The organism is Leclercia sp. M50, assembly GCF_037150775.1.
Lineage (GTDB): Bacteria > Pseudomonadota > Gammaproteobacteria > Enterobacterales > Enterobacteriaceae > Enterobacter.
In genome coordinates this window covers 1-12,161 of the sequence record NZ_JBBCPK010000109.1, presented here as the reverse complement: position 1 = coordinate 12,161, position 12,161 = coordinate 1, and the positions used below count along the sequence as shown (strand labels likewise).

Genomic DNA, 12,161 nt, shown 5'->3' with positions numbered 1-12,161 from the left:
GGCAGGACTGGAGCCAGTTTGGTGCCCCGCAAATTACGGTGGTGGGGCAGGATCTCGACAAGAAAAACCGCCTTAAGGACTCCTGGCACACGGCGCTGGGGGTGCAGTATCGCCCGGCGGAGCAGTGGCGGATCAATGCGGGGGTGGCATTTGACAGCACCATCTATGAATCACAGAACGATGCGTCGCTGGCCCTGCCGACCGGGGACGAATGGCGTTTCGCCACCGGTGCGCAGTATCAGGTGACGCCGCAGAGCAATATTGGCTTCGCGGTCTCTTATCTGCATATGCAGTCCTCGCGGGTGCAGTCTCCGGCTATTCTGAAAGGCAGCTATGACGATCCCTACCTGTGGTTTGCCAGCCTGAACTATAGCTATCAGTTTTAAGCGTCAGGAGCAGCCACCGCCCGATCGCGGCGGCTGTTTATAATTTCTGAGCGAGGAGGGCGGATTTAACCCGGTGCATGGCGAGCTGGTTTTTTGTCCGCATATGCATCTTCTCCTGGATTTTCATGCGGTAGGTGCTGGTGGTTTTGTGCGACAGATTAAGACGTTTAGCAATCTTATTATTTTCAAGATGTACCAGCTTTAACACATCGTATTCTCTGCGAGTGAATGTATGCTGGCGCACGCTGTGATAAAACTCCATCAGATACTGTAGGGGCTGTAGGTTAAAGCGTAACGACGAATAGATAATGTTATCAATTTTGACATAACGGCCTGGCTCAATCACGTTCAGTAAAACGATATACCGCGATCTGGATTTTTTGATGGCTCTGATGACATTATTTCTGAGGCTGTCGTGTTCAATGGCAATGATAATGTTTGTGAAGGCGCTGGTCTTTCGCAACTTTTCTATTTCCAGTTCACCGCAAATGAATAAGGTATCAACCCTTGAACCCTGCACGCCTGAGCATAAATAGTAGTTATCACTTAATAGAATGGCTCTCATAATAATGTCGTAATTTATTAGGTCAATGATGAGGCTAGGTTATACAGATAGCGATTGGCTGTAAATTAAACGCCAGGGCAAACTGTTAAATACTCAATTTAAATTTATTAAATATGCTTGTTATCCTGAAGGAATATTGTTGCTAGCTTTAGCTTACCGCTGCCTGAAAATGGTGAATTAATTCGCCCAGCCGCGGATTAGCGGTGAGTGAATGATGGTAATGCACGTAGCATTCATAATTCATTTCAAGCTCCGGCGGCACATCCAGTATTTTTATCGGCAGCAGCGCCTTAAGCGGGTGGGCGATCACGGTCGGCAATAAGATGATCAGGTCGCTGTGGGCGCACAGCATCACCAGATTCAGCGTGCTGCTGGCGACAAAGGCGACGTTACGCGTCTGAAACAGGGCGTTAAAACGGTTTGTTTGTTCCACGCTGTCGCTAATCAGGTGCATCCCTCTGGACCAGATGGCGTGCTGGTGCTGCGTCCAGTCAGACAGGGTAAAGGTGTCACCTATCAGCGGGTGATCGTGACGGACGACAGCGGAGATGCCACTGCTGAGGAATTTCAGTTGAATAATAGAGTGATTAACGGGTAGCCGGGTGCCAATATCAATATCCACCTCTTTATTTCTGATCCTGGCTATTCTGGCCTCATCATTTTCACTGGCCGTACAAAAATTGATGCGGGGTAGCGGTTTGCTGGCAGCCATTAACGCGGTCGACAACAGCAGCTCAAGCACGGAATAGCAGCTGACGGTAAAAATCTCTTTTTCCGTTGCTGACAGGAGATTATCTACGTCGAGATCCCTGGCAACTTTTTGATATTTTTGGCTAAGTTCTTCTGCCAGACTGCTCGGGACCATCCCGGTGCGGGAACGAAAAAAAAGGGCAGAGCCGGTAATCTTTCGTGCTTTGTTGAGGGTATAACTGATCGCGCCGGGCGAGACGCCTAACAGTTTCGCCGTCTGCATTACGCTACCGCAGGCGCAAAGAGTATGAATGGTTCTTAAGGTTTTGATATCAAACTTGTGTTCCATTGGCCTCTTCCTGTTTTTTAGATAAATTTTAGCAGAAACCGCACCGATCCAATGTGCAGGATCGTTTGCCAGATGGCAGACAAATAGACGAGTCCGTCCCTCCACACGCTCACGTGCAAATTTATAAATAAACAATTTTTAAGCTTACCTATTTTTATTTGCCTACTATTATTTAATGAAAATTTGTTGGCCTGTCTGTTTTCACTCCCCACATTCGCAGAAAACGCCCCTTTATCGCCTTTAATGAAACAGCTTAATAACGGCAACTGGTTGCCGGAGCAAGAAGCACAGTCATTAAGTAACGAGCTTTATTATCAGGATGCTATTCAGACTTATATTCAGACGCTTCCCTTACTGAATACGATTGGTCTGCGGGACGGGTCGGAAGCGGCCTTTGGCAAAGGATATAACGTATTACCTATCTGGAAAGAGCGCATGGACAGCCGCGCGGTCGTGCCTACGCCAAACGGTGACGTGATCTATTCGATGAGCTATCTCGACCTGAAAGAGACGGGGCCACTGGTCATTAAGGCGCCTGCCAACGTTATCGGGATGTTCACCGACTTCTTCAAGAAAACCATCACTGACGTTGGCGCGATCGGCCCCGATCGCGCACGTGGCGGGCTCTATCTGCTGTTGCCGCCAGACTACGACGGGCCAGTACCCCAAGGCTATTACGCGTTTAAATCCTCAACCTAGAATGTATTCCTCTTTTTCCGCACCATCATGGGCAAAGGCGAGGGTAAACCCGATCCCGTACCGGCGGTTAAAAATGCTGAAACCACCCGCATCTACCCGCTCTGGGATGTTGAAAAAGATGTCAAACCGATGCAGTTCCCGGATGCCAGCGGCAAGCGCGTGAATATGGTCTATCCAACGGACGCCAGCTACTGGAAAAAGCTAAAAGATTTTGTGGATTACGAACCGCTTACCGCGATACCAGATGAAACGCGCAGCGCGCTGCTGAGCATTGGTATTGTTAAAGGCAAGCCCTTTAACCCGACACCTGAACAGCAGGCGCTGCTGAATAAAGCCGTAGAGACTGCGCCGCGGATGATTCTGGCACGGCGTCAGATGGGCCGGGACGATCAGCGCCAGCTCTATTACAAAGACCGTCAGTGGGAGAACTCCTGGGCAGGGGCGACGGCAGAGTGGATGCAGTACGGTACGCTCGATGCCAACCAGCGGGCAGCGTTCTTCCAGATTGCGTACTCCAGCGCCGCGGCCATGGTGATGCACACGACCGGGGCCGGGTCAAAATATCCTTACGCGGTTAAAGATAACACCGGCAAGTTCCTCAATGGCAGCAACACCTATAAGCTGCATTTACCGCCGAACCCACCAGCGGCGCTCTTCTGGGCCGTGACGGCCTATAACATCACCGATGGCACCATGCCCGAAACGGGCCAACTCCTGCCTTCAACAAACGGCTATTACAACATCCCTAAAAACAGCGATGGCTCTATCGATCTCTGGTTCGGTCCGAATAAGCCGGACGGGGTAGATGACACCGCTTTTATCAAGACTGTTCCTGACCGTAACTTCCTTGTCGCACTCCGTCTCTACGGCACGGAAGACGGTTTCTACGACCAAACCTGGGTACCAGACGATCTGGTTCAGATGAATAAATAAGGATCTGAAAATGCTTAAAATTAAAACGCTGGCCTTGCTCACGACCCTGGCCGTCAGCGTCGGGTCATGGGCGGAAACTGCGCCGCTCACCATTGCGCACCCCACAACCTTTGACCAGCTGAACCAGCCCTCGTTAGATGTGCAGATGCCGGAGGCCTACGTCAAGGCAATGGCGCAGCAGGCCTATATCTGGGGCTGGCCGTTGGTCAACCAGTTCAACCGCCGCGAAACCATAACGAAGGCGCCATATCCCGCCCTTAACGGCGGGATGGTGCCGGTGGCGCCCATGGGGCAACTCAGCATGCTGACGGATTACATCAAGCCCGAAGAGACCTTTGTGACCTGTCCGAATCAGGACGTGGCCTACGGCCTGGGCTTCTATGAGCTGGAAAAAGAGCCGGTCGTGATCCAGGTGCCTGATTTTGGCGATCGTTTCTGGGTCTACGCCATCTATGATGCCCGAACCGACCAGATTGGAAACGTCGGCAAACCTTATGGCACCAAACCGGGCTTTTATCTGCTGGTTGGTCCTGACTGGAAAGGCGAAACGCCAAAAGGCATTAACGGCATCATCCGCTCTTCGACTGAAATGGCGAACGTGATACCGCGTATCCAGATGGACGATACGCCAGAAGACAGGGCGGCGATTCAGGCGCCCATTAAAGAGGTGATGACCTATCCGCTGAGTCAGTTTGACGGCAAAATGAAGTCCTACGACTATTCGTCGCTGCCTTCCGTGGGTGAAACCGCGGATCCAAATGCGGGCGAAACGAAGTGGGTCATTCCGGAAAAATTCTTCGATCAGTTTGAAAACGTGCTGAATAAAGTTCCGCCGCTACCGGGCGAAGAGGCGATGTATGCGCAATACCGTCACCTGGTCGAATCCGGGAAGAAAAATCCGGAAATCCGTAAGTGGATGGACGAGGCCGCAGTCGAAACGGACAAAACCGTCATCGCCGAATTCTTCAAATGGAAGCATAACGGCGTACCGGCGGGCAATGGCTGGAACCGCTCTAAAAACAACGCCGAGTTTGGCGTCGATTATTACAACCGGACCGGCACCTCAAAATCGAACATGTTCGATAACAAACCGGACGAAACGCAATATTTCTATACCGATAATGACGCAGCCGGTACCCAGCTTTCAGGCGAACATAACTACACCGTTACCTTCCCGAAAGGGGAACTTCCGCCGGTGAAAGGCTTCTGGTCTTTAACGCTTTATAACAGCAAGCATCTGTTCAGTCCGAACGAACTTAACCGCTATTCGCTGGGGACCAAAAACAAAAACCTGAAGTTCAACGAGGATGGCTCCCTGACGCTCTACGTCAGTAAAACGCGCCCATCGGAAGATAAACTGAATAACTGGCTGCCTGCGCCAGACGGAACATTCTCGCTCTATATTCGCGCCTACTGGGGCGAAAAAGCGATTCTGGATGGAACGTGGCAACCGCCTAAAATTGAAACCGTGAAGTAATTTACGCCGTAGCCCCCTTGCCGACCGCAAGGGGGCTTTTTTGCATGCTGATAAACGCCCCACGCCCTCCAGGCCAGAAAACATTTACAAAACAAATATTTCTAATTGCAATAATCACTTGTAAGCGAAGCGGTTAAGTAATAAACCGCCGTTGTCGGCCTGCGACTTGATTGCGCTTCGCGCCACGACTACTGTATATAAAAACAGTATTCGAGGAACGAATCATGGAGTTTTACCAACTTTCAGCGCTGCGCGAGGTGATTGCGCTCCCCCTTTTCAGCGATGTGGTGCAGTGCGGTTTTCCCAGTCCGGCCCAGGACTATGTTGAACAGCGTATCGATTTAAACAAATTACTTATTCAGCATCCCAACTCGACCTACTTTGTGAAGGCGGCCGGGGATTCGATGATTGACGCCGGGATCGGCGACGGCGATCTGCTGATTGTCGACAGCGCCAGAACGGCGCAGCACGGGGATATTGTTATTGCCGCGGTGGAGGGGGAATTTACGGTAAAACGCCTGCAGCTCCGTCCCCGGGTACAGCTTAACCCGATGAACAGCGCTTATTCGCCCATCCTTGTGAGCAGCGAAGAGTCGCTCGATATCTTTGGCGTGGTGACCTATATCGTGAAGTCGGCGGATTAGGCGAGAACAGGACAGAAACTTCTCGCCGCCGCTGAACGCCTCGCCCTGGAGAAAGGCTGTACGCAGATTGAGCTTTCAGGCAGTGAAAGACGCGTCAGGGCGCATAATTTTTATGAAAATAACGGTGATAAAGAGGTCAGGAAGCGCTTCGTCAAGCGCCTCGCTAACCCCTCCCTCTGAAAGATTATGCGCCAAACGCGCCATCGATGGTGTGCATGGCGCCTGTCACGAATGACGCCTCCGGGCTCGCCAGCCAGGCGACCATGCCCGCCACTTCCTCAGGACGCCCGTGTCGTTTAATTGCCATAAAGCTGTGCATCAGTTCCTTCATGGGGCCATTCTCTGGATTCGCATCGGTATCGATGGGGCCGGGCTGCACGACGTTAACCGTGATCCCGCGTGGGCCAAAGTCACGCGCCAGGCCGCGCGCCAGTCCTTGCAGTGCCGATTTGCTGACCGCATACGAGGCCATCCCCGGAATGGGCATGCGATCGCCATTCACGGAACCGATGACAATAATGCGTCCACCGTCCGGCATTTGCCGGGCCGCCTCAACCGCGGCATGGTAAGGCGCGTGAATGTTGATCCGGAAGAGGCGATCGACGGCGTCGCTATCCTGCTCCAGCGCATCGCCAAAGAGCGCAATGCCTGAGTTGACGACCAGAACATCCAGCGGCCCGCTGTCACGCACGAGTTTTATCACCGTATCCCGGTCGGCGCTGTCGGTCTGTACCGCCACGCTTCCGGTTTCAGCGGCCAGCTGCGCGGCGGCGTCTAGCGATCCCGCATAGCTGAACACCACCGATGCACCCTCGGAGGCAAAGCGCCTGACGATAGCCGCGCCAATGCCACGACTTCCGCCTAAAACCAGTACCGATCTCTTTTGCAGTGCAGCCATAAAACGTTCCTTATGATATTGTAGTGGTCATTACAATATGCGTCGGCTACGCGTGCCGTCAAGGAGTAATGTAGTGATCACTACAAAAAAGAGCCGTACCCCAGGACGACCTCGCCGGTTCGATCCTGAGCAGGCCATTGAAACTGCCCAACATCTCTTTCACTCGCAGGGTTATGACGCGGTGAGTGTGGCCGATCTGACAAAGGCGTTCGGCATTAATCCCCCCAGCTTCTATGCCGCTTTTGGCAGCAAGTTGGGGCTCTACACCCGGGTGCTGGAGCGGTATAGCCATACTGGCGCGATCCCCTTTACTGAACTCCTGCGTCACGACCGCCCGGTGGTGCAGTGCCTGATGGATATTCTGCACGACGCGGCAAAACGCTATGTGAACGATCCGGCGGCAGCCGGGTGCCTGGTGCTGGAAGGGATCCATTGCAACGATCGGCCTGCGCGCGAGGCGGCAAGCGAATTGCACACTGCCGCGGAAGAGACTATCCGGGCCTATATTGCCCAATACTATCCGCACGAAGCCGTTCGGCTGACCGACTTTATCAGCACATTGATGGCGGGACTGTCGGCGAAAGCGCGGGCAGGGGATAGTCTGGCGCGTCTGCAGGAGACCGTGCGCCTGGCAGGGCTGGCCCTGGCGCCGTTACTTCCGCGCTGAGGCCAGACCCGGTTCTTATGGCGTGGGGATCAGATGGTCTGTCCGCCCGACACCTCGATACGCTGGGCAGTCACCCACCGGTTGTCGTCACGCAGCAGGCTGGCGACCATCGGTCCGATATCATCGGGAACGCCGACACGCCCGAGCGCGGTCATGGCGGCAAACTGTGCGTTAACATCGGCGTTGTCGCGCACCAGGCCGCCGCCGAAATCGGTCTCAATGGCCCCTGGCGCGACGGTATTGACGGTGATACCGCGCCCGCCCAGCTCGCGGGCCATATACACGCCCAGCATCTCAACCGCCGCTTTTGCCGCGGCGTAGGCCGAGAATCCCGGGTAGGAAACCCGGGTCAAACCGGACGAAAAGTTAACGATCCGCCCGCCGTCGGCCAGCATCGGCAGCAGCGCCTGCACCAGGAAAAACACCCCTTTGACGTGAACGTCGAACAACCCGTCGAACTGCGCTTCGGTGGTATCGGCCAGGGTAGCAAACTCACCGTGACCGGCGTTGTTAATCAGATGATCGAAGGTGTCGCGCGCCCAGACTTCAGCAAGCTGCGTGCGCAATGTTTCAGCAAAGCGCGGGAAACTTGCCGTCTGCGCCATATCAAGCTGGAGGGCAATCGCTTTGCGTCCCAGCGCGCGGATCTCCGCGACAACCGCTTCAGCCTGCTCAGTGTTTCCTCTGTAAGCGACAATGACATCACCCCCCTGTTGTGCAATGGCGAGGGCGGTACGACGGCCGAGGCCACGGTTGGCGCCGGTGATAAGTGCGATTTTATTCATGACAGCTCCTGTCTGTTGAGTGGTATCACTACAGTAGGAGAAGCCCCTCTGTGGCCATTGCCCGATCCTTGTGAAGTTTTGCCCATTTCTCTTCCAGGGGGGTGTTCTGTCGCCAGTTATCACATACTATCGTTTAAAAACTTGCCCGAAAGGATCCTATGCCTGCTGCACTGTTCGAGCTTTGCCGCCGCTATGCTGATACGCACGCTGACCGTAGCGGGGTTGCTGTTACGCCGGTTCCGGGGTTGACGATTGTCCGGGCTTTGCATCCCGGCGATTTGCAGGCGGCCATCAACAAACCGCTGATTGCGATGCTGTTGCAGGGACGCAAATGCGTCACAACCGGTACTGAACGTTTTGACTATGGCCCGGGCGAGGCGATGGTGATTGCTGCGGATGTGCCGACGATCAGCCAGATTACCCAGGCCAGCCTTCGCCATCCCTACTATTCCCTGGTGCTCGAGCTGGATACTGCCATCCTGCGTGAGCTTCAGGCGCTGGCACCCGCAGGACAGGGTGACGGGCCTTACGTCGGCATTGAACCAATGAATGCCGGGGTGGCGGATGCCGCTTACCGGCTGGCAAGACTGTTTGACGACCCGCCCGCGCTGGCGGTCCTGGGTGAGGGATTACGCAGAGAGCTGCATTACTGGCTACTTCGCAGCGTACACGGGACGGCTATCCGTGCCCTTGGCGCAGCAGAGAGCTATTCCGCACGCATCAGCCGCGCGGTCGCGGTTTTGCGTAAGGATTTTACCCGCACGATAAGCGTTGAAGAGCTTGCCGGCGTGGCGGGAATGAGCGTTTCCGTGTTCCATCAACATTTCCGGGCTATCACCACCACCTCGCCGTTACAGTTTCAGAAACAGCTGCGCCTGATCCACGCCCGTCGGCTGATGCTGACAGAAGGAACTGCCATTGCCCAGGCGGCCTACAGGGTAGGCTATGCCAGCGTGTCGCAGTTCACCCGGGAATATGCCCGGATGTATGGCGTGCCGCCGGGGCGTGACAGGCGGCTGGCTAAAGCCAGCGCCTGAGGCCGGGAGACAAACGTTAAATGGCCGTTTTGAGCCAGGAGGCAATATCCTGCGTGGGCAGATTGTTCCGCGCATTCCAGGTTTCACTCATCGGCCACCACACTCCCTCTCCCCGGGCAAAGGCGACGCGATAGCGCAGCATCGGATCATCCGGCTGTAAACGCAGTTCTTCCTGTAAGGCGGGCAGCGTGAATACGCTTTTCGCGAAGGTCTGTTTTGTCACGCGTTCAACCGTTTCCGCCAGTTTGCCATAGGAGGTTGTTTCCCCCGCGACAAAGACCACCTCGTTGACGATACGCGGCTGCTGCAAATAGATCGCCGTGGTCAGCCGGCCAATATCCGCGGGTGAGGTCACGGTGACCTGGGTGTCCCATCCTCCGAGAGCATGAAGGGTTCTGTTGGCTAAATTCACCACATCGAACGCCGGCTCGAAGAGAAAGCTGGTAAACATACCGGTTGACACAATCACCCACTCCGTCGCGCGCTGTTCCCGCAACAGGGTTCTGACCTCATACTGCTCGTCCCAGACGGGTTGGCCGCTTCCTTTGCCGACCACATCGTAATTAACGCCAAACTGCCAGGGGAAGTAGCGTCTCACGCCCGCTTCCAGCACCGCGCGGGTAATTTTTATCTGGGTGCCTGCACCGGCGATAAAACCCATGCAGTTGATCACCGTATCAAAGCCAGCAAAGTGGGGTTTTAACGATTCAATCGTACTGGCTGCAACGTCAACGGCCATAAATGTTGCGCCTGAATCAGCCAGTCGCTGATGATCATCGGCCAGCAGATTGCCCTGTTGATCCAGTGACCCGGGCGAGACGATAACCGAGACGCTGCCGTTTCGCCGTGTGACTGCCGGGATCAGAAAATCCAGTACGGCGGTGCCCAGTTGTCCCGCTCCCAGCACCAATACTTTTTCGCCCTGATTAACATTGCGCTCTGTCATTTTTATTCCTCATCTTTGTCAGCAGCTTGTTTGCTGCTATTAAGGCCATTTTATGGCAGGGTGGTTTATGCGATAAGAGGCTGAGGACGGGTTAGACTGTTCGTGAAAATGGCATAATCAGTCGGTCTGGAGGGCAATATGGATAAGCTGGAAGCAATGCAGGTCTATGTCGGCGTGGTGGATACCCATAGCTTCGCCAGGACAGCCGAAGCGATGGGATTGCCGCGTTCAACGGTATCCCGCGTGATTAAGGATCTGGAAGCCTGGCTCGGGATCAAGCTTCTGCAGCGAACCACCCGCACACTCAGCGTGACCGCCGATGGCCGACGGTACTATGAGGAGTGCAAACGCGTGCTGGCTGATATTGCCGCCATAGAATCCTCTTTTCCTGGCCGGGCGGCGCAGCCCAAAGGGCGTTTCAAGGTGGGGATGCCGCAGTCGCTGGCCCGGCACTGCATTCTCCCGAGGCTAGCGGAGTTTCTGCAGCTGTATCCTGAGCTGGAGTTGATCCTGTGTTCCAGCGATAACGTCGAAGATATCATTCAGGAAGGGTATGACTGCGTGATTCGTACCGGCAGAATCGACGATTCAACCACGCTGGTGGCCCGACCTCTCGCGAACTTTAAGTGGGTGGTTCTGGCCTCTCCGGCATACCTTGCCGCCCATGGTAAGCCGGAAAATGTTGATGATCTGGAAAGGCATTACGCCGTTGGTTATCTCAACCATCGCACCGGACGCACCACCGACTGGTTTTTTACCCTTGAGGAGGGCGATTGCGCGATCCGGATGAAGGAGACGCTGGTTGTCGATGATACCGACGCCTATATTCAGGCCGGTATACAGGGGCTTGGGGTAATCCGTGTCGCCAGCTATCTGGTTGCGCCTTACCTGCAAAACGGCGCGCTCATCGCCTGCATGGATAACCTCTCTTTTGATTTGCCGCTTTCGCTGGTCTATCCGCAAAACAGGTATTTACCGCCTTCGGTGCGCGCATTTTATGACTGGAGCCGCGCGGTGCTGCTACAACCTGTGAGGGGGGCTTAAACGCGCAGTATGGCTCTTTTTAACTGCTCCACCAGCCAGTTCAGCGCTGGATCCTGCGCCCGGCGCTTGTGGCGCAACAGGCACAACGTAAACGAGGGATAATTCACGGGCGTGGCGCTGGTGCGTAAAGCAAAATGCTGCTGCCATCGTCGGGCCAGTCCGTCGGGAACCGTGGCGAAAACGGGCATCGTGGTTAACAGCAGAGGAAAGGTGGAAAAATTGGCCGTCACGTAACGCACGCGCCGCTGCAACCCCTGGCTGGCAAGCTGCCGGTCAATTTCACTGTGGCTTGATTCGCGATACGACACCATAACATGTTCATAAGCGATAAAGTCGTTTACCGACAAGGGCCCTTCACAGGGGATCTGCTCTGCTGACCAGAGCGTCGAAACGCCCATTGTCATGACGGGCTCGCTCACGATCTCTCCCGTGCTCTGCTTGTTCAGCGAAACGGCAATATCAATGGCATCCTCCTCCAGTAATCGACGTACCTGAAAGGGATCGGCGGGGAGACTATGCAGCGCCACGCCAGGTGCCTGATGGGCGATGGCGGGCAGGAGATCCGGCATCAGCCAGTGCTCGCTCCAGTCGCTTATGCCCAGGCGAAAGGTCCGTTTTGCCGTGGCGGGAGAGAAGTCCTGAGCGCCAAAAATGACGGTATGCAGGTTTTCCATCAGCGGTTGCATATGAACCATCAGGGCTTCGGCGCGCGGTGTCGGCAGCATCCCCCGGGCCGCGCGAACGAACAGCGGGTCATCAAACATCTCCCGCAGTCTTTTCAACGCCCCGCTGATGGCCGGTTGCCCAAGATGCAGCACCTCTGCGGTACGGGTGACGCTCGCTTCCCGATATAACACCAGAAACACCGTCAGGAGATTCAAATCTATCCGGTTAAAATCATTTTCAATGATTTTCTTCATCATGTTAATCAATTTGAATGTTATTTATCCCAGCAGCATAGTGAATCTCAAACTGGTAAATCAACTATGCCGAGAACAGGCGGAGGGCGTTATGCAATCTTACCGGATAGGCGACACGGTT

Annotated in this window: 14 protein-coding genes and 1 pseudogene; 9 read left to right on the top strand and 6 right to left on the bottom strand. The window is 54.7% G+C overall.

All coding sequences use genetic code 11. The annotated features are described in order from the left end of the window. On the top strand, positions 1-386 hold a 386-nt coding region (locus WFM46_RS20110), incomplete at its 5' end, for an OmpP1/FadL family transporter (RefSeq protein WP_336998357.1). A gap of 37 nt (positions 387-423) precedes the next feature. On the opposite strand, the gene WFM46_RS20105 is transcribed toward WFM46_RS20110, so the two are convergent. Then, a complete protein-coding gene (locus tag WFM46_RS20105) occupies positions 424-951 on the bottom strand; it encodes a helix-turn-helix domain-containing protein (protein ID WP_336998356.1) in 528 nt (175 codons plus the stop codon). Positions 952-1,099: 148 nt separating this feature from the next. Beyond that, positions 1,100-2,125 (bottom strand): LysR family transcriptional regulator, encoded by a 1,026-nt coding sequence (locus WFM46_RS20100; protein WP_336998355.1) that lies wholly within the window; start codon positions 2,123-2,125, stop codon positions 1,100-1,102. A gap of 108 nt (positions 2,126-2,233) precedes the next feature. Here WFM46_RS20100 and WFM46_RS20095 point away from each other — a divergent pair, with 108 nt between their 5' ends. The 5 genes and pseudogenes from WFM46_RS20095 to WFM46_RS23905 form a co-directional block, all read left to right on the top strand. Beyond that, the gene (locus WFM46_RS20095) at positions 2,234-2,689 is read left to right on the top strand and encodes a DUF1254 domain-containing protein (protein ID WP_336998354.1); all 456 of its coding nucleotides are present in this window, start codon (positions 2,234-2,236) and stop codon (positions 2,687-2,689) included. Between the two features lie 27 nt (positions 2,690-2,716). After that, positions 2,717-3,622, top strand: coding sequence for a DUF1214 domain-containing protein (locus tag WFM46_RS20090; protein ID WP_336998353.1), 906 nt, complete (start codon positions 2,717-2,719; stop codon positions 3,620-3,622). 10 nt (positions 3,623-3,632) lie between these two features. Beyond that, positions 3,633-5,099 carry a DUF1254 domain-containing protein gene (locus WFM46_RS20085; protein ID WP_336998352.1) on the top strand — a complete coding sequence of 489 codons (1,467 nt, stop codon included), beginning with the start codon at positions 3,633-3,635 and terminating at the stop codon, positions 5,097-5,099. 224 nt (positions 5,100-5,323) lie between these two features. Next, positions 5,324-5,743 carry a translesion error-prone DNA polymerase V autoproteolytic subunit gene (locus WFM46_RS20080; protein WP_103179769.1) on the top strand — a complete coding sequence of 140 codons (420 nt, stop codon included), beginning with the start codon at positions 5,324-5,326 and terminating at the stop codon, positions 5,741-5,743. A gap of 9 nt (positions 5,744-5,752) precedes the next feature. Further along, a pseudogene (locus tag WFM46_RS23905) lies at positions 5,753-5,923 on the top strand (GNAT family N-acetyltransferase); the annotation flags it as partial. A 4-nt stretch (positions 5,924-5,927) separates the two neighbouring features. Here WFM46_RS23905 and bdcA read toward each other — a convergent pair. After that, positions 5,928-6,641, bottom strand: a complete 714-nt coding sequence (gene bdcA / locus WFM46_RS20075) for an SDR family oxidoreductase (protein WP_336998351.1) — start codon at positions 6,639-6,641, stop codon at positions 5,928-5,930. 76 nt (positions 6,642-6,717) lie between these two features. Between bdcA and WFM46_RS20070 the strand changes: the two genes are divergently transcribed. After that, positions 6,718-7,308: a TetR/AcrR family transcriptional regulator gene (locus WFM46_RS20070; protein ID WP_336998359.1), complete on the top strand. Its 591-nt coding sequence runs from the start codon at positions 6,718-6,720 to the stop codon at positions 7,306-7,308. 29 nt (positions 7,309-7,337) lie between these two features. On the opposite strand, the gene WFM46_RS20065 is transcribed toward WFM46_RS20070, so the two are convergent. Further along, positions 7,338-8,093: an SDR family NAD(P)-dependent oxidoreductase gene (locus tag WFM46_RS20065; RefSeq protein WP_103179765.1), complete on the bottom strand. Its 756-nt coding sequence runs from the start codon at positions 8,091-8,093 to the stop codon at positions 7,338-7,340. A gap of 158 nt (positions 8,094-8,251) precedes the next feature. Here WFM46_RS20065 and WFM46_RS20060 point away from each other — a divergent pair, with 158 nt between their 5' ends. Further along, the gene (locus tag WFM46_RS20060) at positions 8,252-9,130 is read left to right on the top strand and encodes an AraC family transcriptional regulator N-terminal domain-containing protein (protein ID WP_180210189.1); all 879 of its coding nucleotides are present in this window, start codon (positions 8,252-8,254) and stop codon (positions 9,128-9,130) included. Positions 9,131-9,146: 16 nt separating this feature from the next. Here the strand turns inward: WFM46_RS20060 and WFM46_RS20055 are convergent, their stop codons facing one another. Next, positions 9,147-10,076, bottom strand: coding sequence for an aromatic alcohol reductase (locus WFM46_RS20055; RefSeq protein WP_159339380.1), 930 nt, complete (start codon positions 10,074-10,076; stop codon positions 9,147-9,149). A 138-nt stretch (positions 10,077-10,214) separates the two neighbouring features. Between WFM46_RS20055 and WFM46_RS20050 the strand changes: the two genes are divergently transcribed. Next, positions 10,215-11,120 carry a LysR family transcriptional regulator gene (locus WFM46_RS20050; RefSeq protein WP_336998350.1) on the top strand — a complete coding sequence of 302 codons (906 nt, stop codon included), beginning with the start codon at positions 10,215-10,217 and terminating at the stop codon, positions 11,118-11,120. On the opposite strand, the gene WFM46_RS20045 is transcribed toward WFM46_RS20050, so the two are convergent. After that, entirely contained in the window at positions 11,117-12,040 is a 924-nt protein-coding gene (locus WFM46_RS20045) for a LysR family transcriptional regulator (RefSeq protein WP_336998358.1), read from the bottom strand. The genes WFM46_RS20050 and WFM46_RS20045 overlap by 4 nt on opposite strands. Positions 12,041-12,161: the final 121 nt, after the last annotated feature.

Excerpts from the sequence above, each read along its gene's own strand:
- WFM46_RS20065 (WP_103179765.1), bottom strand. The coding sequence starts at position 8,093 with ATGAATAAAATCGCACTTATCACCGGCGCCAACCGTGGCCTCGGCCGT.
- WFM46_RS20095 (WP_336998354.1), top strand. The coding sequence starts at position 2,234 with ATGAAACAGCTTAATAACGGCAACTGGTTGCCGGAGCAAGAAGCACAG.
- WFM46_RS20060 (WP_180210189.1), top strand. The coding sequence starts at position 8,252 with ATGCCTGCTGCACTGTTCGAGCTTTGCCGCCGCTATGCTGATACGCAC.
- WFM46_RS20045 (WP_336998358.1), bottom strand. The coding sequence starts at position 12,040 with ATGAAGAAAATCATTGAAAATGATTTTAACCGGATAGATTTGAATCTC.
- bdcA (WP_336998351.1), bottom strand. The coding sequence starts at position 6,641 with ATGGCTGCACTGCAAAAGAGATCGGTACTGGTTTTAGGCGGAAGTCGT.
- WFM46_RS20055 (WP_159339380.1), bottom strand. The coding sequence starts at position 10,076 with ATGACAGAGCGCAATGTTAATCAGGGCGAAAAAGTATTGGTGCTGGGA.
- WFM46_RS20090 (WP_336998353.1), top strand. The coding sequence starts at position 2,717 with ATGGGCAAAGGCGAGGGTAAACCCGATCCCGTACCGGCGGTTAAAAAT.
- WFM46_RS20085 (WP_336998352.1), top strand. The coding sequence starts at position 3,633 with ATGCTTAAAATTAAAACGCTGGCCTTGCTCACGACCCTGGCCGTCAGC.
- WFM46_RS20105 (WP_336998356.1), bottom strand. The coding sequence starts at position 951 with ATGAGAGCCATTCTATTAAGTGATAACTACTATTTATGCTCAGGCGTG.
- WFM46_RS20080 (WP_103179769.1), top strand. The coding sequence starts at position 5,324 with ATGGAGTTTTACCAACTTTCAGCGCTGCGCGAGGTGATTGCGCTCCCC.
- WFM46_RS20050 (WP_336998350.1), top strand. The coding sequence starts at position 10,215 with ATGGATAAGCTGGAAGCAATGCAGGTCTATGTCGGCGTGGTGGATACC.